The sequence below is a fragment of the Porphyromonas miyakawae genome, assembly GCF_045865415.1.
In the GTDB taxonomy this organism is placed as follows: domain Bacteria; phylum Bacteroidota; class Bacteroidia; order Bacteroidales; family Porphyromonadaceae; genus Porphyromonas; species Porphyromonas miyakawae.
Map to the genome: position 1 here is coordinate 394554 of NZ_BAAFSF010000004.1, position 20617 is coordinate 415170.

Consider the following 20617-nt stretch of genomic DNA (forward strand, 5'->3'; position numbering starts at 1 on the left):
TTTCTTGATATGCCTACGGATAATAAGGACGTAAGTGGGATACCTCCTACTTAGGGGGAATAAAAGCAATACCTCCACCAAACACAATCCATAGAGAAAGCGGTTAGGTGGCGATTTTTTGTGACCTTTGCATAAGTAGTGGCCCATAAAGACCCTTTCAGCAGGGTCAAACATATGAATGTGTGAGACAAAAGGTTCTGATCTTTCATTTGAAATATCTATACTTTTCAATGAATACTTTCTGATCTTTTTCCGAAAAAGTATAGCTGTTTTTCAATGACTTAGAGCCCACAGACTCACCCTATAATATAAGATAGAAAAGTGACTAAGGTGATGGAGAGAAAAAAGAAAGAGGAATGGCGGCTTCTCCTGCCCTATATACTTATCGTGGCAAGCTGTGCGGTGGTTGGCTTTGTCTATGCATTAATTGCCGACCGAAGCAACATGTGGACGATGACCTCTTGGTTGGACTTTGGCCGCTTTCAAACACCGCTTTACCTATTTCTTCTCGTTGGATTTACCGTTTCCTTCATAGCTCCGCTCCGTATTGCCAATAATCAGCCGCAGAGCCGTGAGGAGGTGTGGGATCGCGGTATCATGCTGCTTTGGGCGATGGGATATGCCAACCTACTAGTGGGCTTCTTCCATACTTTTTGGGGAACTACAATATTTTTCCTTTTGGGAATTTTCATTCACTGGGGACGAGAAATAGCGCAACGCAAGAGACCGGCTTTTTCTCCGCGTTTGGTGATTATTGCCACGCTGCTCTATGTCTTGTATGAAGCCCTTACGCTTCTGTGGAACAATATACCCGGTATGAGTGGGAACTACTTCCGACGGGAACTTTGGCTTGCCATTGTACCCATTGCAGTCTTCTGCTATCCGCCACATCGTGAGGTTGTACGCGGCTTTATGGAGTATGCCATGCGCATTACGATTCTTTATCTTTCCGCTGTAGTACTGCTCTACCTGTGGCTCTGCACCGCAAGCGGTATCCCTATAACCTCCTGCTTTGCACTGACCAAAAGCTATCTACTATTGCCCTGGCGATATAGTTTCCCGGTAACATTACTCTCTCTTTTCGGCTGGCAGCACTACACGTATTTGAGCTTTATCTTCACGGTCCCCTTCCTGTACCACGCAGTACGCGCACGGCTTATCTCCTATCAAGGAATTGTGCTGTGCCTGTACTACTTACTCATGCTCTCTTTCTCAATTATTCTCCAGAGCCGTATTTATCTCCTTTTCATAGGGGTTTTAGGGGTTATTTTATTAGTAAAGAGCCTTACCCACATCTCTATTCAACGAGTAGTAGCTATCGGTTTGATAACTGCCGCTGTAGGGGTAACTGCGCTTCTGATTATCTCTCCCAACCTGCTTGAGTACTTCACCGATTCTCATCGTCTCGAGCTACTACGCATAGGGGCAAATTACATCGGGGAGCACCCCTGGAAAGGCTTTGGATTAGGTTCCTCGGCAAGCCTTATTTATCCCTTCAAACAGGGATATAATGCTGGACACTTTCACAATCAATGGATGCAAAGCTACTTGGAAGGCGGGTTGCTTAGTATGCTTTTCATTACCTTTGTGCCGGCATCCTTTTATGCCGTGGCCATACGACGTCGGTTAGGCGACTTACTGCTTGCAATGTTATTTTTTACACTTATCCTTCTAATCGAACTGGTCTTCATCTTCCCCGAGTACCTAATCGGGATGATGCTCATGCTTTGCTTCTTGGTTGAAAGCAATACAAACGTCAATAATCAGCACTACAATACAAAATGGCTATAAAACGTATCTGCGCCCTTACCATGGTGCGCAACGATGACTTTTTTCTACGCAAATGGACTGCTTACTATGGAGCAGAGTTAGGCGAAGAGAATCTGTACATATTCCTGGATGGTACCGATCAACCCCTTCCCGATTGGTGTCCGCAAGCGCATGTTACTGCTGTAGAGAAGATCCAAGGGCAGGTCGTAGAAGCCGAAAAGGGTCGCTTAGATTTCCTTTCCGAGCAGGCGCAAATCCTTTTGGCTCAGTATGATATGGTAATTGGTTGCGATGCGGATGAGTTTGTAGTTGTAGATCCCTCTTTGGGTAAAGGATTGGCTGCTTACCTCAGTGAGCTTCCCGACCGCACATCCTACTCTGCATTAGGAGTAGATGTAGGTCAGCACTTAGAGCAGGAGACTGCTATTCATTGTAATGCTCCGTGGCTCACACAGCGCCACTACGCTCGTCTCTCTACACGCTATACAAAGCCCTGCATCATTACACGCCCTGTACGGTGGGGAAGAGGGTTTCATCGCATCTTGGGGCACAACTTTCATATTGATCGTCACCTCTATTTGTTTCATTTCGGATACTTCGATATGGGTCGCTTAGAGGCACGCTTTCAGGATCCGAGTCGTCGCGAAGCCGGTTGGACCAACCATCTCAAGCGTCGTAGTAAAACGATACGCCAGGTTACACAAAAGAAAGCACACGATTGGGACAAGGCAACCCGAAGGGCGCGCCGAATACAAACCTTTGTTCGACCTCCATATGCTTGGAATAAGCCTGCTATGTTCACTATAGTCTGCATTGTACGTATTCCGGAGCGGTTCAGTCAGATCGTATAAGCCACAGGATTTGCAAGAACGGGCAGGCGGTAGACAGCCCCTCACTTTTTACTTCTTTTTCTATCTTTGTAGGCGAGGGAATATGGGAAATGGAGTTCCCCCACCTAAATAGATGAAAAACCTGATTTCTATAGAGCAGTGCACAGCAGGAGATATCCTAAAGATTCTCCACCGCGCTGCTCATTTTGAAGCGCAACCCAACCGCAACTATCTGGATGGCTTGGTTGCTGCCACACTCTTTTTTGAGCCTTCCACGCGCACACGCCTCAGCTTTGAGACAGCAGTAGTACGCTTAGGCGGTCGGGTAATCGGCTTTAGCGATGCACGCACCTCTAGCTCCACAAAAGGAGAGACGCTAAAGGATACAATTAAAATAGTATCCAACTATGCGGATGTGATCATCATGCGACACTACTTAGAGGGTGCAGCTAAGTATGCGGCTGAGGTAACCGAGCGGCCCATTGTGAATGCCGGTGATGGCGCACACCAGCACCCTTCGCAGACCCTACTGGATCTCTACAGTGTGAAGAAAACACAAGGTAAGCTTGAGGACCTTACTTTTGTGGTGGTGGGGGATCTGCGCTTCGGACGAACGGTCCACTCGCTCATTGAGGGCATGTCGCACTTCCGTCCACACTTTATATTTGTGGCACCGGAGTCGCTTGCGCTTCCCGAGGAATATCGTCGTTACTGCATCGACAAAGGAATATCTTTTGAAGAAACAACCGACTTTACACCCAACGTAGTGGCACGTGCCGATATTCTCTATATGACGCGTGTGCAGCAGGAGCGCTTTACCGATCCTGAAGAGTATGAGGCTGTAAAGGATGTGTATGTACTCAACTTAGATCTACTTCGTGATGCCAAGCCTACCATGAAGATTCTGCACCCTCTGCCTCGCGTAAACGAGATTGCACAGGAGGTGGACACGCACCCGGCTGCTTACTACTTTAGCCAAGCGCAAAACGGACTTTATGTACGTCAGGCTATCCTTTGTGAAGTTTTAGGAATTGATAGGGAGGATTAGTATGAAAGAGGATAAGAAAGAGCTTTCAGTAGCGGCTATCTGCAATGGCACGGTGATTGACCATATACCACCCGAAAAGCTATTTGCCGTAGTTGCGCTACTTCATTTGGAGGATGCAACAGCACCTATTACCATCGGGAATAACTTCGCCGGGCATAAGCAGGGCAAGAAGGGAATTATTAAAATAGCAGACCGCTTCTTTGAGGATGATGTACTCAATAGAATTGCTTTGGTTGCGCCACATGTGACGCTCAATGTAATACGCGACTATAAGGTGGTCGAGAAGAAACAAGTAGAGCAGCCCAAAGAGTTCATCGGTATCGTACGCTGCCCAAATCCTAAGTGCATAGTCAACCATGAGCCTATGCCTACACGATTTGAGAGTGCGACAGATTCCTCCGGAAGCGTACTGATATGTAGCTATTGCGGACGAAAAGTAAAGAATGAGCAGGTTGAACTGCTCTAAACTTTTAGAAAGAGCTATTTGTTGTATCTCATAAGGGTGCTTGAGGAGTAATACCATTTAATAGAGAAAACTCATGAAACAGCATTGGCCGGCCGGCACCATGATCAGCCCATTGCCCGCTATAATAGTAACGGCTTGCGATAGCGAAGGGCGAAGCAATCTGTTTACCGCATCTTGGACCGGGATACTCAATAGTGAGCCGCCCATGTGCTACGTAAGTATTCGCCCTGAGCGCTTCAGCTACCCAATGGTTAAGGAAACTATGCAGTTTGCTTTAAACCTAACTACCCCGGCCATGGCCAAAGCTACTGACTTGGTAGGCGTAACGAGTGGCCGCAAAGGAGACAAATGGGCAGCCTCAGGACTGACACCCTGCAAGGCGAAGATCATCAGCTGCCCCTTGGTAGAGGAGAGCCCGGTTAGTTTAGAGTGCCGGGTTCGCGAAATAGTACCTCTTGGCAGCCACGACCTATTCATCGCAGATATAGTAAGCGTAGCAGTAGATGACGCCTATATCAATCCGGAAACAGGTAAGCTGGACCTGATGAAGAGCGATCTACTCGTATATGCCCATGGTGAATACTTCTCCTTAGGCGACTTTATAGGCTACTTCGGCTGGAGTCTGAAGAAAGGCTCTGACCCTATCGTTAGAAGAGACTAACAAATTATACAAAAGACAATATCTAACTATTTTCAAGTATGAGCAATCCATCATTTAGCAACAATCAGCAGCCCAATAACATTGGGTCAAATAATCAAGCGCATACGCGTAACCGTAAAGGACGCTCCTCCACACTTATTGTGATTTTGATGATTGTGGCTCTTATTGCCATTTTCTTTATCAAACGCTACAATAAGATGGTTAATCTACAGGAAGCTGTGAATACCTCTTGGAGCCAAGTAGAAAACCAATACCAACGGCGTACTGATCTTATTCCCAACTTAGTAGAAACAGTTAAAGGGTATGCCTCTCATGAAAAGGAGACTTTAGAGGGCGTGATAGAAGCACGCAGCAAGGCTACTGCCAATACCATTGATCCCAGCAAGATGACTGAGGAACAATTAGCCAACTTCCAAGCTACACAAGATCAACTTACTAATGCTTTAGGTCGTCTTATGGTAGTAGTTGAACGCTATCCGGAGCTTAAGGCAGACGAAAACTTCCGTCAACTTCAAGCTCAGTTAGAAGGCACTGAGAATCGTATAGCCGTAGCTCGCATGGATTTCAATAATGTGGCTAAGGAGTATAATACAAACATTCGTCGCTTTCCTAATAACATAGCGGCCGGCATTTTTGGATTCAAGACGCGGCCTTACTTCAAAGCTACAGAGGGAGCAGAGAAGGCACCTGAAGTTAAGTTCTAACAGAGCTAAGAATAGCTTGGCTAAAATGAGGATACGCACGCTCCTAAGCACCCTCTTACTATGGGTAGTAGCTACACTATATGTGTGTGCTACACCCAAAGGAGGTGTTTATTCCGTCTCCGATGTGCCTAATGTACAGGTAGCCGACAGCAGCCGTTTCCTAAGTGACCCACAGGGATACGTAGGGAGCAACCTACAAGTGGAGATAGACCGAGCGTTAATGGCGCTTCGACACGACTTCGGGATTGAGGCAGTCGTGGTACTTATTCCATCAACCGATAGGGAAATAGAGGACTTTGCTTTAGAATTATTTCGCAGTTGGGGCTTAGGTTCTGCAAAGCAAAACACCGGACTACTACTCATCGGATCAATGGAGGATCATAAGTTCCGCATTCAAACGGGCTATGGATTGGAAGGGGTGTTGCCCGATGCAGTATGCAGTAATATCATAGCCAACGAGATAGCACCATACTTCCAACAGGAAGCGTATGGCGAAGGAATACTAAACGCCATAAACGTGATTAGGGAGAGTGTTGACGCAGGAGAATATACGCCTTCTGACAGAAGAAGTGCAAGTGACGATGGTGAGACATCATCCGTTATCGGAATGTTTTTGTTGCTGGCGTTTTATTTTATTACGGTTATCGGATTAACAATAGGTGCATTTGTAGGCGTACGGCAGATCGCTGCCCAATACGAACCTCAATTTGCACTCCGACAGATGGATAAACATGCACGAATGATGTCGGTATGGCTTATTATCTGTATCCCTGTGATGGTTTTGTTCCTCGTTTGGTACCCTAAATACCGTAAGCGAATCAAAAAAGCCGCCCTTACCTGCCCCAGATGCGGTAGCTACAATACTTATCATCCCGCCGGTATTGACTTAAATAGGCTCCTTTCCCCCTCACAACGCTTTGAAACAGCCATCGGAAGTCGGCAGTATGCTCCCTATCGTTGTACACAATGTGGCTACGAACATGCTGTTCTTGTGGAACAACCCAAAACGAAGTATAAAGATTGTCCCAATTGTCATACCCGCTCGTACTATATATTGAGTAAAAAGCATGTAAGAACGCGTAACGGAAGAGTGCTGCGCACCACTTGGAAATGCGACTTCTGCGACCATACGGAGCATAAGGATATACGCGATGACGATGATGTGAGCACCGGAATTATAGCCGGAAGTATCATTGGCAGTAGTTTAGGTCGCAGAGGCGGCTTCGGAGGAGGTTTCGGAGGAGGCTTTGGCGGTGGTTCTACCGGTGGCGGAGGAGCAACCGGCGGTTGGTAACGTATAATTAAATCCCTTTTATGAAGAAAAAATATCATCCCTATGTACCTAAGTGGCGCCCCGGTCAGAATGTGGCAAAAGTACGACGTCGTAAAGCCTTAACAAGGTTTATTATCATCCTAATCGTTATACTGCTACTATTCTTAGGGTGGGTTGCCTTTGAGTTGTTACGCCCTGCCGGTAAGTCGGGGAAAGAGGGATTTCTCTATGTACGTCCGACCACAACCCTTCAACAAGTAGAGGAGCAATTAACCAATGAGATAGGCTTACGAAAACTTCCATTAGCGGCACCCTTCTCAAAGATGCTAAACGTGGAGAAGAAATTACGCCCCGGTAGATATGCCGTTAAGGGCAATATGAGCTTAACAAAGCTATATAGAGTGCTCACTGTTGCCAACGAAACGCCCCTAAATCTTACATTCAATAATATACGTACCCAGCAACAGCTTGTGGAGAAACTGAGTGCACCATTAGCTTTTGAGGCCGACTCATTGAATAAACTCATTGAAAACGAAGCTTTTTGCGACTCTTTGGGATTCACTACCGAGACCATACGTTGCCTATTCATTCCTGATACGTATGAGGTGTACTGGACAATCTCTCCCAATGAACTGATCCATAAAATAGTAACGAACTATCATCGCTTTTGGAATGAAGAACGTTTGAAGAAAGCCCAGAAAGAGCAGCTTACTCCGGTACAGATCTGTATCATAGCCAGTATTGTAGAAGAGGAGAGTGCCAAGAAAGATGAGTACTCAGACATTGCCGGACTCTATATCAATCGCCTACGCCGCGGTATGAAGCTACAAGCTGATCCCACTCTGAAGTATGCCGCCGGTGACTTCTCCGCAAAGCGTGTAGCAGGAGCTTTACTACAAACTAACTCCCCATACAATACATACCTGCACGAAGGCCTTCCCCCCGGTCCGATCCGCTTTCCACAGAAGAGTACACTTGATGCCGTTTTGAACTTCACGCATCATAACTTCTACTATATGTGTGCGAAGAGTGATTTCTCCGGATACCACGACTTTGCCCAGTTCTATACGCAGCACCTATTGAATGCGCAACGCTACCAACAGGCACTAAACGAACGTAATATCCACTGATGGAAGCCTCCTACTCAGAGCGTACAGCATTACTAACCGGCACCGAGCAACTGGCTCGTTATGAACAGGCCCATGTGCTTATTGTAGGCTTAGGCGGAGTGGGTGGCATAATAGTTGAGATGCTTGCCAGAGCCGGAGTAGGACATTTTACATTAGTGGATGGCGACTCTGTATCGGCCTCCAATATTAATCGGCAGGTGCTTGCCTTTCCGGACAACATAGGAGTAAGTAAAGCCTCGCTCGCCAAAGAGTTGGTATTGCGCATCAATCCATCTGCATCGGTGAGTTGTATTGAAAAGTACTTAGCATGTGACGACATTGCTCCCCTGCTCGCTTTGGATCGCTATGACTTTATTGTAGATGCCATAGATACCATTGCGCCCAAAACGGAGCTATTAATCCGATCCTACCAAGCCCATTTTCCTATCGTATCCTCTATGGGAGCCGGTGCCAAGCGTGATCCGCAAAGCGTACGCATAGCCGATATATCGCAAAGTAATCATTGCTCATTAGCTAAAATCATACGCCGCAATCTGCGCGAAGCAGGTATTAACGAAGGAATACCGGTTGTTTACTCAATAGAAACTCCCATCAAACAGGCTATCCTCAGTAACTCTCTTGAGCGCAACAAACGTACTACGGTAGGGACCATTTCCTATTTACCCAACGTATTTGGTTGCTTCATTGCATCCTATGTATTATCTAATCTGTAAAGCATGTTTCTTGAAGTCAATAATCTCACTAAGCACTATGGTGCATTACCTGTTCTCAAGGGACTTTCCTTCTCAATTGATGAAGGCGAGAGTGTAGCTATCATGGGAGCCTCAGGTGCAGGGAAAACAACACTGCTCCATATTCTCGGGCTCTTAGATAGTGCAGACGGAGGCTCGGTTGTAATCAAGGGGACTTCTCTTTTTGAGCTTTCTACGCGCAAGAAAGATCTTTTTCGCAATAAGCGTATAGGATTTGTTTTTCAGTCGCATGAATTACTGCCGGAGTTTACCGCAGAAGAGAATGCGGCATTACCGGCTATGATTGCCGGCATGAAGAAAGAGGAGGCACTGAATAAGGCACAACATCTATTAGCGTCCCTCAATCTATCTGAACGCTTACACCACAAGCCCGCTGCCTTATCCGGAGGAGAAAAGCAACGGGTGGCTATTGCTCGTGCGCTGATCAATGACCCCGATATACTACTGGCAGACGAACCAAGCGGCAGCTTGGATAGTAAGAATAAGATTGAGCTGCATAACCTATTAACAAAGATTCGTCAGGAGCGGCACCAAACCATGTTAATTGCTACACATGATGCCGAATTGGCTGCTACTTGTATGCGTACGCTGATTATCTCTGATGGTCAGATAGTGAATAGTACCCATGGCACTGAAACACAAACTGAGGGAGCTCTTTAGGCTCCATACAGGAGACCGGCCCGGGCTAATCACGCTCACCATTCTACTGATAAGTGGGATTACAATCTACCTTGTATCCAAACCCACCTCAGCCTCTTCCTTTCCACCCGAAGCACCTCTCCTCACTTCTGCGGATACACTGCAAAAGGACTCTATTTATACCGACACCCACCCCCTCAAACCTAAAGAGAAGCCTTCATTAGAGCGAAACGCAGAGTATGTAGGACCTCCCGCAGGAAGCGAATACACCCCCAAAAGACGCATACCGCAAGGCACTACCATTGATCTAAATCAAGCTGACTCGGCATTACTCACTCGTGTGCCCGGCATTGGACCGGCATTTGCTCGCCGCATAGTAAGCTATCGCGAGCGATTAGGTGGCTACTACACCGTACTCCAACTGCAAGAGGTATGGGGCATGACCTCGGAGCGTTACCAACAAATAAAACCCTTCTTTACCGTCAATCAGCCTCCGGTGCGCATCAATCTGTCACAGACTGCCTATGATAGCATTCCGTTCCACCCCTACTTGAATAGAGCGCAGCGTAATACTATCGAACGCCTACTCTTTCGTGACAGCAAGCTCCACGGATGGAGCCAACTGGCTCATTTGGACGCTTTTACAAAAGACGACAGCGTTAGGCTATCCCATTACTTCCTTTTTGAGTAGCTTTGCAAGGTGATTACAAAGCTATATTATCAGAATCCCGATTTTAAGCTCATCGAAGAGCTAACCCACCTTATTGACGAGGGCGAAATTATCATCTTCCCCACAGGAATAGGCTACGCATATGGCTGTAACCCGCTTAAAGTTACTGCAGTTGAGCGTATCTATGCACTCAAGCGAAGTGATATGCGAAAGCAGCTCTTTGCGCTAATGTGTCGTGATTTAGCAGAAGCCTCTTCCTATGCCAAAATTGACAATTCTGCATTTCGCTTTATCAAAGAGCATATCTCGGAGCCTATGACCTTTATCTTGCCGGTTACCAATAAGCTACCCAAGCAGCTCAAGGAACGCAAAGAGGTGGGCATTCGTTTTTCTCTTTCACCCATCACCTCGTTACTCTTAGAACATCTCAGCTATCCGCTGCTGACTGCTTCGCTACCGGTACTACAGGAGGAGATCGAATACCTTACGAATCCCGAGCTGATAGATGAGTTATATGGGAAGGAGGTTTATACCATACTGGACGGGGATATTGCCCCGGGACTACAAACAGCTGTCATAAGGATTGAAGGCGATTCAATCACCGAGTTACGGCCTCATGGCCCTATTGTCCTTTAGCGAGTTTATATGCGACACTTTTCCTTACTTACTCTTGCTGCCTTACTTTTCACCGCAATACTTGCCACACTGATATATGGCTGTGCGCATCAAGTTTCTCCCGAGGGGGGACCCTACGACATGATGCCGCCAAAATTAGTTAAAGCAACTCCTCCCAATGGAGCAGTCAACGTGAAAAAGCGTACTATAAAGCTTCGCTTCAATGAGAATGTACGTTTAGAGAAGCAGAGCGAGAAGGTAGTCGCAGCACCTCCACAACTTGAACCGCCTCGCTTTACAGCAGGGGTGGGGAAAACCATTACAATTAAAATAGAGGAGCCTCTCGTTCCCAATACAACCTATACTTTTGATTTTAGCGATGCCATTGTAGACCTTAATGAAGGGAACCCTTTGGAGGGCTTCTCTTATGCTTTTTCCACAGGTCCTCATATCGATACGATGCAACTTCGTGGGCAGCTCTTGGATGCCCACACGCTTATGCCCCTCAGTGCCTACACCGTAGGTGTCTATCGCGATTCGCTCCCTGACTTACCGGGCGATCAACCCATGCTCCGTATCAGTAAGACTACCGACAACGGAGTGTTCAATATTACCCATTTGGCACCGGGGAAATATTTTTTGGTAGCTACTAACGACATTGACCGCAACTACAGCTACTCACAGCCTAATGAGGGTATCGCATTCCTTGCTGATGCTATAGAAGCGCAGCTACCACTCACCCTACCCCTTAAGGAACAGGCAGCTACCCCTTCGGACAGCACCCTACAGGATAGCACCGCCACTGCTGAGCCCTCCCCACAATTAGTTGCGGATAAAGGCACCGACCAAAAAGTTTCTACCGAAGGCGCGGCAGATTCTACAGAAGTTGCTACTGCCGTTGAGCCAAGCCCATTGCCCAATGAGGATGAGTCCGTACCGGACAATCTGCTCCTCTATGCTGTAAGCATTCGCAAATCACAAGTCTTGGGTAAAGTTTCACGCCCCGACTCTACTCGCCTTACTATTGCCTTTCATGAACCTATTACCCAACTACCGCAACTAAAGCCCCTATTTACCTATTCCGCCTCGTCACCTGCCGGTTGGCAACCTCAATTAGAGCAAGACAAACATACCCTTTCCTATTACCTGACGGACTCAATGCTCTACCGACAAGACACACTGCGCTTCACCATTTCCTATGCTGCATTGGATTCGCTAGAACGCCCTATCGTAAAGGAGGATTCACTGCAATTTGTGTACAAGCACCCAAAAACTATTGAAAAAGGGAAAACTACTAGCCGGAAAAGCAAGAAAAAGAGAGCATCCAAGAAGAAGGTCGTAATTTCGACAACGGACTCAACTCATCTAAGTGTGGATTCCATTCCTCGCAACGACTCAACGCTTATCGACTCCATACAGCTCCATATACCTCAACTCAAGGTTAACTTAATCCGAGAAGAGGGCATTCACAAAGGGCATCCGAGAGCGGCCGTATGGCTTTCCTTCTCCGAGCCGGTTGTCTTGCCGGATTCTATACCGATACGACTCTATTCTATTGCGGTAGATAGTACTTCACTTGCTGCCACAGACTCCATTCCTCAGTTGGATGCATCATCTGCCGATGCTGCTCCGGAGCCTACACAAGCACCATCAAACTATAATCAGAAGGAAAAATCCTACGTGGGAGGGGCATCAAACCCATACGAAAATGCCTTAGACAAATATGGGCACCAAGCAGAGCAGAACGATACCCCAACGGCACAAGAAGAGGATTATTCGTCTACATCGGGTCAAAGTTTTTCTCAAGGGGACAAGATCCCCGAAGGCGAACGCACGCTGATACCGCTCACTCTACGGCAAGACTCTCTTCGCAGTCTCGACTACGAACTCATATTCGACGCTGACTTTGGCGCTCAGTATCTCTTAGAGATTGACTCCGGCTCAATAGAAAGCACCTATCACTCCATTGTACTTAAGGAGCAAATTCCTTTTGCCACGCTCAAAGAGGATGCGTTCGGGGGCTTCAAGTTGTTCATGGAATATCCACCCCATTTTAATCCTGACGAAGCACCTTGCTACTTTGAGCTGTTGGATAAAAACGATAGCGTACTCCTACGCCAAATAGTGACCGACAGCCTTGAAGTAGGAGAACTGGCACCTGAGACCTACTTTGGTCGTATTTGGCTGGATTTGAATAAGAATGGTGTATGGGATATGGGTAAATACCCCTCTGAGCAACCGGAGCCAACCTACTATTTGCCGCAAGCTATCTCCGTACAAGCCAAATTTACTTCAGAAATAAAATGGAATCCTCTTGCTCTACCGCTATACAAGCAGCGCCCGGCCGATATGGTGCATCCAGAAGCAAAAAAGCAAGAAGAAACGCGAGAGCGGAAGAATCTCAATGAGGAGTATATTCAGCGCATGAGGGAACGCTATGGCGAGAGGTGGAACCCCGGAAATAGAGATCGGAAATTGCTCGGCCTACCCTCACGCAAAGAGGAGCGGGCAGCTAAGAAAGCACAAAAGGCGCAGCAAAAGGCAAACAACACTAAATAACCTTTTTCTACATCAACCCGTGCGGAAGTGGCTATAGGTCCGCCTGACGATAACCTCCCCTTTATTATTGGCACAAAAAACATCTATACCTCTTGATCAAAAGGTATAGATGTTTACGCTAAAAGATCTATATATTTGATTTAAAAGATCAGAATCTTTTCTTTAGTACATGCTACAAAAAGCCACCATTCACAAACGTACACAAAACGAAAGACGTCTAGAAGCCTCTCTATTCAACGGCAGACGAGGATTTTTTGGCCTTTTTATTTTTCTCTTCCGTCGTACGCAACACAGCGGCTTCCGCACTACCGGCAGAAAGTCTAATCGTCAGTACCTCGCCTTCCTGTACGTCGGAGGCACTCTTCAATACTTCTCCACTCGCTTTGGTTACAATACTGTAGCCCCGCTTCAGCGTATTAAGCGGATCCATTAAACCGATAATACGCTCTACTTCGCTCAGTGCTTGGTTACGTTTGAGCCTTTCACGCTTGAGAGTATCGCACAGTGCCTTATTCATACGCTTTAATTCTTCTTCACGTTCACGCTTATAGAGCGGTAAGCGCAAGGTAAGGCGCAGGCATTGTGCCTCCAAATGATGCTGTTCACTTTGTATAGCTTGCCGGAGTACTTGGGCAAACCGCTGCCCACTGCCCTCCAAATAGCGGTGCTCGGCAGCCGTACAACTCCGACACACATAGCTGAAGTGCTGGCAAGCGGAGGAGAGACGCATCTTTTCTGCATGGATTCTCGCCACGAGCTGCATAGGGAGGCTCTGTACACTCTTCTGCAGTAAAAGTTCGTGATGCTCCATTGCTCTTTTGACTTCCTTCCGAAATCTGTCGGTTTGAGCTAAAAGATCCAAGTACTCACTTTCTCTATAACTTACGAGAAAGTCGGCTACCGCAGTGGGTGTCTTCAGACTTTTTCCCGCAACCATATCGCAAAGCGTTGTATCACGTTGATGACCGATCCCTGTCAGTACGGGAAGCGGAAATAGAGCAATTGCCTTGGCTATCTCGTAACTATCGAAAGCAGACAGATCCAACTCGGCACCCCCACCACGAACCAATGCGACCACATCAAAGGGTATGTTGCTTTTCTTGATACGCTCAAGTGCTGCAATCACACTTTTCTCAGCATTTTCACCCTGCATAAGGGCAGAAAACATGACAACCGCAAATGGGTAGCTTCGTCCATTCCGAAGCAAATGTTCCTTAAAATCTCCAAAGCCTGCCGCCGTATCACTCGTTATAAGCGCTATCGTTTTGATCGGATGAGGCAGGGGCAGCTGCTTATTGCGCTCTATCAACCCCTCCGTCCGTAGCCTATCGGCTAACTCTTTGCGCCGGCGTGCTACCTCTCCGATAGTATATGCCGGATCTATGTCAATTATCTCCAGGCTCAGTCCATATTGAGGCGAAAAGCGCACCTTGATCAGAGCCAATATAGCCAGCCCTGAATCAAAACTGCGCTCTGCTTCCGTGGCTATCCGTTGCTTTATGTAGCTATATCGAGAAGCCCAAATAACGGCTCTCATTCGAGCTTTTATACGATTTCCATCCGGCTCTTTCTCGATAAGCTCTAAGTAGCAATGCCCGGTAGCTACGTGGACTTTCACGTCGATAGTCTCGGCGTGAACCCAATAATTGCCTGAGAAATTAACCTCTATACACTTCTCAAGTGATGCGGCAAAGCGACTTAACGAATAGTGCTTTACCATCTACTGAGCGTGTATTAGCGACTCTTTCTGCGGCGCGAAGGCATGTTCGATACCTCCGGGATCGGCAAGTTACGCAAGAAGCCCTCTTCCAGCGACACCATCGCTTCTGTTGAAGAGACCCCTTTAATAGACTGAATCCGATCACTCAGTATCTCCATCAAATGCACATTGTCCGTTGCATAAAGCTTGATAAGCAGTGAGTATGCCCCTGTCGTGTAGTGGCACTCTACCACCTCCGGAATGGCTTCGATACAAGGTACTACCGCCTTGTACATGCTGGCTTTTTCAAGCCGAATACCCACAAATGTGCATATTCCGTAGCCCAAGTCACGAGGATTTACACGAAAACCCCTATCGGCAATCATCTTATTGGCTCTCATGCGTGCCAAGTGCTGATGTACTGCAGCGCGAGACACATCACAACGCTCTGCTATCTCCTTTACCGGAACACGTGCATTCTGTGATACAATTGAGAGGATCTTAAGATCCAAGTTGTCAAACTTCATTTCCATGACTCTATATTCTTACTGTGAATATTCCTAATCTGATTTGTATGAATTGATATTATGTATGGTATATTTTCTATTCTTATATTATGTCAATCGAAGAGTGTAGCATCTAAGGCTTCATTACGATACACTCGGTGTAAATGCTTATAAGCAAGCTCCGTGGCCTCTCTGCCGCGAGGGGTGCGCTTAAGGAATCCCTCTTTAATAAGGAAAGGCTCGTACACATCCTCTATCGTGCCGGGATCCTCTCCCATGGCCGTGGCAATAGTGGATAAGCCCACCGGTCCGCCTCCAAACTTATCGATAATGTTAACCAATAGCTTATGGTCTATCTGATCCAATCCGAAGCGATCTATATTGAGCGCCTCCAATGCATAGAGTGCGATCTGCTTATCTATCTCGCCATCCCCTTTAATCTGAGCAAAGTCTCTTACCCGACGGAGCAAAGCATTAGCCACCCTCGGCGTGCCACGACTACGAGACGCAATCTCTTGAGCGGCCTCCGCTGTACAAGAGGTCTGTAAAATAGAAGCCGAGCGCAATACAATGGCGCAGATCGTATCAATGTCGTAGTACTCCAAATGCAAGTTAATACCGAAGCGGGCTCGTAGCGGAGCAGTAAGCAAACCTGAACGTGTAGTCGCCCCTACTAAAGTAAAGGGGTTCAAGTCAATCTGTATCGTACGTGCACCGGGCCCTTTATCTATCATGATATCAATCCGATAATCCTCCATAGCAGAATAGAGATATTCCTCTACTACAGGGCTCAAACGGTGAATTTCATCAATAAACAACACATCTCGGGGCTCCAATGAAGTAAGCAAACCCGCTAAATCACCGGGCTTGTCCAATACGGGACCACTAGTCACCTTAATCCCCACGCCCATTTCTTCAGCAATAATGTGTGCAAGAGTCGTTTTTCCTAAGCCGGGAGGACCATGTAGTAACACATGGTCTAAGGCCTCTTCGCGCTTCTTGGCTGCCGCTACAAAGATTGTAAGGTTGCCAATCACCTTTTCTTGCCCACTAAAGGAGGAAAAGCAGGAGGGACGCAACGCCTCTTCGATAGCTAAATCGGTAGGCCTTTCCACTACACTATGTCTGATATTGAACTCTTCTTCCATCGTTCTGCAAAGGTAAACAAAAAGTTTTATCTACAAAATGCCATATTTCTCATTTTTGAGATTCAATGCTTTACACTTCATAGAATTAGTATAAGAGGAACCAAACTTCTCCAAAAGAGCAGGTTCACCGATATACATCCTATAGCAATAGATAGTAGGGAACTCCGTTTAGCAATTTGCTTTTTGTTGTTTTTTGCACTGCCCGGTCTACTATTCTTTTATCCCCTCAATTAGGGTGGGAACATGCCAAATTCCCTTTCAGAAGATGGAAATTAGTTTGAGATTCACTACATTTGTAAATTAATTGATAGTTAGCATTCTATTACTTGAAAAGACAAATGGGTAGAAAAGGAGACACTTTTCTACAAAAGAAATGAAGAAGCATGGTTGAAAAAAATTCTTACACTCCGGGAAAAGAGACCTGGACTCCTGATATTGATAGAGAGATAACCATTTCCTCTTCTACAAGAAGCGCAGTTCCCAATCCCTCCTCAGCGTCTTCTATTCTTCCCGAACTGTTACATGTATCTGCCAAGGGATGCATGCTCGACAGCGATGACCGTTACTTATTGGTATTTCCTCTTACAGAGGGGATTGAGATACACGAGTTTCCTCATGACTTGCCAAAGACAAACGGCGACGAAGTGCTGTTTGTTCCTAGCTTTCATCGTATTAGGATGCGCCACAAAAGCAGCGAAGGACAGGCATTAGTATTTCGCTTTTTTGCCTCTATTCAACTCTGCGAAGGGAAGCGCTGCCCCGACGTTTCATCCGAGGCTTCTACAGGGAAAGACGATAACCAAAACAAAACATACATCCATACAACCACACTTAAAGCAAACGATGCCGTGCGCTTGTGGCGCGATTCTGTTGTCTGCTATCTCAAAAATGGCATGAAACTACAGGGCTTGTATGAGCATAAGCTTCGTGAGCTCTTTTCTATTTTTTGGAATCTCTATCCAAAATCGGAAATAGACCCCTTCTTCTCTGAGTTCCATTGCCACCACACCGGCTTCCGCTCGTTCGTATTCCATCACTTTATGGATGCCCGTAATGTAGAAGAGCTGGCAGAGCTATCCGGTCTGTCGCTGAGCAGTTTCAAAAGGAACTTCAAAGAGGAGTTTCATCAGTCGCCATTGCAGTGGATCCACCGTCAAAAGGCCTATTTTCTATATTATGACCTTGTTGAAACAGATGCCCCTCTAACCGAATTAGCAGAACGATATAAGCTATCTTCTGTGAGCTATCTGTGTGCCTTCTGCAAAAAAATGCTGGGCGATACCCCCTACGCAATCCGCAACAATGCACCAAAAATAGACGTATAGCACGAGACCTGTACTAAAGGAATCTACATAGAAATAGAAAAAAATTAAAGGTGGCATACCGCTCGGAGTATATTCCTTGGGTATGTCACCTTTAATAGGTGCGAAATAAAGAGGAAGATAAAGCTTAATACCTCATTGCACGAGCCATACTTCGCTTATCCTCACGCTCTTTAATAGACTGACGCTTATCGTAATTCTTTTTTCCTCTTGCTTCTGCAATGACCAACTTTGCCAGTCCTCTCTCATTGATATACAATTCGAGTGGCACTATTGTAGTGCCGGGGCTTTTTACTGCATTATGAAGCTTACGCAGCTCACGCTTGTTGAGTAACAATTTGCGCTCTCGTCTCTCCGGTGCACGATTAAAAGAGGCAAACGCATACTCCGCTATATACAGATTCTTCACCCACAATTCATTGCCGACAAAATAGCAATAGCTATCTGCGAGTCCGGCCTTTCCGGCACGAATTGATTTAATTTCAGGACCGACCAGTACAATACCTGCCGTATAGCGCTCCAATACTTCATAATCAAAAGTGGCGCGCCTATTCTTAATGGAGATATGTCGCTTGCCGGTTTCCCCCTTTTTCTTATTGGCCATCGGTTGCTTTGATCATATCAAAGCCTGTATAGGGTACCAGTACTTCAGGAATATGAATACCCTCAGGCGACTGATTGTTTTCCAATAAAGCAGCTACAATACGTGGCAGAGCAAGAGCACTACCATTAAGGGTGTGACAGAGCACCGTCTTACGATCCTTATTACGGTAGCGACACTTAAGGCGATTAGCCTGATAGCTCTCAAAGTTAGAGACCGAGCTCACCTCAAGCCAACGTCCTTGAGCAGCTGAATAGACCTCAAAATCATACGTCAGGGCAGAGGTAAAGCTTATATCGCCTCCACAGAGTCTGAGGATACGCCAAGGCAATCCGAGAGACTCTACCAGCCCACGCACATGATCTATCATTTTATCCAGAGTCTGATAGGAGCGTTCGGGAGTGTCTATTTGTACTATTTCTACCTTATCGAACTGATGGAGGCGGTTTAAGCCGCGCACATCTTTTCCATAAGAGCCTGCTTCACGACGGAAACATGACGAATAAGCCACGTGACGGATAGGTAATTCCTTTTCGTCCAATATAACGTCTCGGTAGAGATTGGTAACCGGCACCTCAGCAGTGGGTATGAGATAAAGCCCGTCAATAGGCACTTCATACATCTGTCCTTCCTTGTCGGGAAGCTGTCCGGTACCATATCCGCTCGCCTCATTGACCAAAAGTGGCGGCTCAATTTCTTCATAACCGGCGGCAATTGCACGATCCAGGAAAAAGCTAATCAACGCACGTTGCAGACGCGCGCCCTGCTTTTTATATACCGGAAATCCTGCACCCGTAATCTTAACCCCCAGTTCAAAATCAACTAAATCATATTTCTTTGCCAACTCCCAATGAGGAATGGCATCATCTGCCAGCTTAGGCATCTGGCCACCCATCTCAACTACTTCATTGTCGTCAGCCCCATTTCCCTCAGGCACAGAAACATGAGGTGTATTGGGAATAGACAAAAGAAGCTGCTCGATAGCCTCCTCCGCTTGTTTTTTTGCCTCTTCCGATCGAATACTATCCTCCTTGAGTCGAGCCACCTCTTCACGCAGGGCAGTGGCCTCCTCTTTTAGCCCCTGCTTCATTTTAGCACCTATCTCAGCAGCAAGCTTCTTTTGCTGATTAAGAGAAGCATCCAAAGACTGCTGGGCGGTACGACGCTGTTCATCCAAAGCAATCACCTGCCCAATGGCCTCTTTAGCATCAAAATGCTTCACCGCAAGACGTTGGATTGTCTCCTCAGGATGCTCCAAAATATCTTTTACTACAAGCATGACTCGTTTCTTTTTTGCTTATAAATGCAACTTATTAATCCCTCTTAACGCAAAGAAGAATGGCTTCGCAGCGCACTGCAACAACCATTCTTCTCATCTTATTGTTACTGAATGTTTCTTTATTCGGCTGCTACCGGTTCAACAGATACAAAAGAGCGGTTTTCACGCTTTTTAGTGAACACAACCTTACCATCTATCAGTGCATAAAGAGTGTGATCCTTACCAATTCCCACATTTTCACCGGGGTGATGCTGGGTACCTCTTTGACGAACCAATATATTACCGGCTTTTACTACTTCGCCACCGAATTTCTTTACACCTAATCGTTTACTTTCGGACTCGCGACCGTTCTTCGAGCTTCCGACGCCTTTCTTGTGTGCCATATCTCTTTGATTCCCTTATCCTACTATTTGCTTAACTTCTATCTCCGTAAACTGTTGGCGGTGACCATTCAGTTTCCGGTAATCATTTCTACGCTTCTTGTGGAAGACAAGTACTTTTTCACCCTTTACTAAAGGAGAAAGCACCTCACAAACCACTTTTGCGCCCTCGACGGTAGGCATTCCCACCGATACATTGCCGTCCTTATTGACGAGCATTACACGGTCAAAATCAATCTTTGCTCCGCTTTCCACATCTTTAATGTGGTGTACAAACAGCCGGCGGCCCTCTTCGACCTTAAACTGCTGTCCTTGAATTTCAACTACTGCAAACATATTTTCTGCCTGCTTTTACTAATCTATATTAGTCCCGTAAGGTGGCCCGCTAACATATAGTGCATGCTCTTTTCAAAACCCTACTTAGGAGTATCGTTTGCAAAGGTAGTAAATATAATTCATCTACAGACAATTACTAATTAATAAAAGTGATCTTTAGCAGCTAATGCTCTCTAACTTATAGTGAAAGCACATTGAGTAGTAGGGCTGCCAATATACTGCTGTTATC

21 protein-coding genes are annotated in these 20617 nt (G+C 46.4%); 14 read left to right on the forward strand and 7 right to left on the reverse strand.

Annotation, left to right across the window (positions count from 1 at the left end; all coding sequences use genetic code 11):
- The first annotated feature begins 333 nt into the window (after positions 1–333).
- From ACLWMH_RS07135 to ACLWMH_RS07195, 13 genes are all read left to right on the forward strand, one after another.
- Complete coding sequence (locus ACLWMH_RS07135) at positions 334–1791, forward strand: O-antigen ligase family protein (protein WP_411916008.1); 1458 nt, start codon at positions 334–336, stop codon at positions 1789–1791.
- A complete protein-coding gene (locus ACLWMH_RS07140; RefSeq protein ID WP_411916009.1) occupies positions 1782–2621 on the forward strand; it encodes a glycosyltransferase family 2 protein in 840 nt (279 codons plus the stop codon). Before ACLWMH_RS07135 ends, ACLWMH_RS07140 begins: the two co-directional genes overlap by 10 nt.
- A 112-nt stretch (positions 2622–2733) precedes the next feature.
- On the forward strand, positions 2734–3648 hold the full coding sequence (gene pyrB / locus ACLWMH_RS07145) for an aspartate carbamoyltransferase (protein WP_411916010.1): 915 nt from the start codon (positions 2734–2736) through the stop codon (positions 3646–3648).
- Positions 3644–4114, forward strand: coding sequence for an aspartate carbamoyltransferase regulatory subunit (locus ACLWMH_RS07150; protein ID WP_411916247.1), 471 nt, complete (start codon positions 3644–3646; stop codon positions 4112–4114). Before pyrB ends, ACLWMH_RS07150 begins: the two co-directional genes overlap by 5 nt.
- Before the next feature lie 73 nt (positions 4115–4187).
- Positions 4188–4775: a flavin reductase family protein gene (locus ACLWMH_RS07155; RefSeq protein ID WP_411916011.1), complete on the forward strand. Its 588-nt coding sequence runs from the start codon at positions 4188–4190 to the stop codon at positions 4773–4775.
- 149 nt (positions 4776–4924) lie between these two features.
- The gene (locus ACLWMH_RS07160; protein WP_411916248.1) at positions 4925–5479 is read left to right on the forward strand and encodes a LemA family protein; all 555 of its coding nucleotides are present in this window, start codon (positions 4925–4927) and stop codon (positions 5477–5479) included.
- A 25-nt stretch (positions 5480–5504) separates the two neighbouring features.
- Positions 5505–6773 (forward strand): TPM domain-containing protein, encoded by a 1269-nt coding sequence (locus ACLWMH_RS07165; RefSeq protein WP_411916012.1) that lies wholly within the window; start codon positions 5505–5507, stop codon positions 6771–6773.
- A 20-nt stretch (positions 6774–6793) separates the two neighbouring features.
- Positions 6794–7882 (forward strand): endolytic transglycosylase MltG, encoded by a 1089-nt coding sequence (gene mltG, locus ACLWMH_RS07170; RefSeq protein WP_411916013.1) that lies wholly within the window; start codon positions 6794–6796, stop codon positions 7880–7882.
- Positions 7882–8595 carry a tRNA threonylcarbamoyladenosine dehydratase gene (locus ACLWMH_RS07175; protein WP_411916014.1) on the forward strand — a complete coding sequence of 238 codons (714 nt, stop codon included), beginning with the start codon at positions 7882–7884 and terminating at the stop codon, positions 8593–8595. Before mltG ends, ACLWMH_RS07175 begins: the two co-directional genes overlap by 1 nt.
- Before the next feature lie 102 nt (positions 8596–8697).
- Positions 8698–9294, forward strand: coding sequence for an ABC transporter ATP-binding protein (locus ACLWMH_RS07180; protein ID WP_411916015.1), 597 nt, complete (start codon positions 8698–8700; stop codon positions 9292–9294).
- Positions 9260–9964, forward strand: a complete 705-nt coding sequence (locus ACLWMH_RS07185) for a ComEA family DNA-binding protein (RefSeq protein WP_411916016.1) — start codon at positions 9260–9262, stop codon at positions 9962–9964. The genes ACLWMH_RS07180 and ACLWMH_RS07185 overlap by 35 nt, the downstream gene beginning before the upstream one ends.
- Before the next feature lie 9 nt (positions 9965–9973).
- A complete protein-coding gene (locus ACLWMH_RS07190; RefSeq protein WP_411916017.1) occupies positions 9974–10579 on the forward strand; it encodes an L-threonylcarbamoyladenylate synthase in 606 nt (201 codons plus the stop codon).
- 9 nt (positions 10580–10588) lie between these two features.
- Positions 10589–13117 (forward strand): Ig-like domain-containing domain, encoded by a 2529-nt coding sequence (locus ACLWMH_RS07195; RefSeq protein WP_411916018.1) that lies wholly within the window; start codon positions 10589–10591, stop codon positions 13115–13117.
- Positions 13118–13346: 229 nt separating this feature from the next.
- On the opposite strand, the gene xseA is transcribed toward ACLWMH_RS07195, so the two are convergent.
- The 3 genes from xseA to ruvB all read right to left on the reverse strand — a co-directional run bounded on the left by xseA (position 13347) and on the right by ruvB (position 16470).
- The gene (gene xseA, locus ACLWMH_RS07200; protein WP_411916019.1) at positions 13347–14837 is read right to left on the reverse strand and encodes an exodeoxyribonuclease VII large subunit; all 1491 of its coding nucleotides are present in this window, start codon (positions 14835–14837) and stop codon (positions 13347–13349) included.
- A gap of 14 nt (positions 14838–14851) precedes the next feature.
- On the reverse strand, positions 14852–15343 hold the full coding sequence (locus ACLWMH_RS07205; protein WP_411916249.1) for an Lrp/AsnC family transcriptional regulator: 492 nt from the start codon (positions 15341–15343) through the stop codon (positions 14852–14854).
- A gap of 92 nt (positions 15344–15435) precedes the next feature.
- A complete protein-coding gene (gene ruvB, locus ACLWMH_RS07210; RefSeq protein ID WP_411916020.1) occupies positions 15436–16470 on the reverse strand; it encodes a Holliday junction branch migration DNA helicase RuvB in 1035 nt (344 codons plus the stop codon).
- A 383-nt stretch (positions 16471–16853) separates the two neighbouring features.
- Between ruvB and ACLWMH_RS07215 the strand changes: the two genes are divergently transcribed.
- Positions 16854–17795 carry a helix-turn-helix transcriptional regulator gene (locus tag ACLWMH_RS07215; RefSeq protein ID WP_411916021.1) on the forward strand — a complete coding sequence of 314 codons (942 nt, stop codon included), beginning with the start codon at positions 16854–16856 and terminating at the stop codon, positions 17793–17795.
- Between the two features lie 124 nt (positions 17796–17919).
- Here ACLWMH_RS07215 and smpB read toward each other — a convergent pair whose 3' ends face one another.
- The 4 genes from smpB to rplU all read right to left on the reverse strand — a co-directional run bounded on the left by smpB (position 17920) and on the right by rplU (position 20388).
- A complete protein-coding gene (smpB, locus tag ACLWMH_RS07220) occupies positions 17920–18396 on the reverse strand; it encodes an SsrA-binding protein SmpB (RefSeq protein ID WP_411916022.1) in 477 nt (158 codons plus the stop codon).
- Complete coding sequence (gene serS / locus ACLWMH_RS07225) at positions 18386–19672, reverse strand: serine--tRNA ligase (RefSeq protein WP_411916023.1); 1287 nt, start codon at positions 19670–19672, stop codon at positions 18386–18388. Before serS ends, smpB begins: the two co-directional genes overlap by 11 nt.
- A gap of 119 nt (positions 19673–19791) precedes the next feature.
- The gene (rpmA, locus tag ACLWMH_RS07230) at positions 19792–20055 is read right to left on the reverse strand and encodes a 50S ribosomal protein L27 (RefSeq protein ID WP_411916024.1); all 264 of its coding nucleotides are present in this window, start codon (positions 20053–20055) and stop codon (positions 19792–19794) included.
- Positions 20056–20070: 15 nt separating this feature from the next.
- Positions 20071–20388, reverse strand: coding sequence for a 50S ribosomal protein L21 (gene rplU, locus ACLWMH_RS07235; protein ID WP_411916025.1), 318 nt, complete (start codon positions 20386–20388; stop codon positions 20071–20073).
- Positions 20389–20617 lie beyond the last annotated feature (229 nt).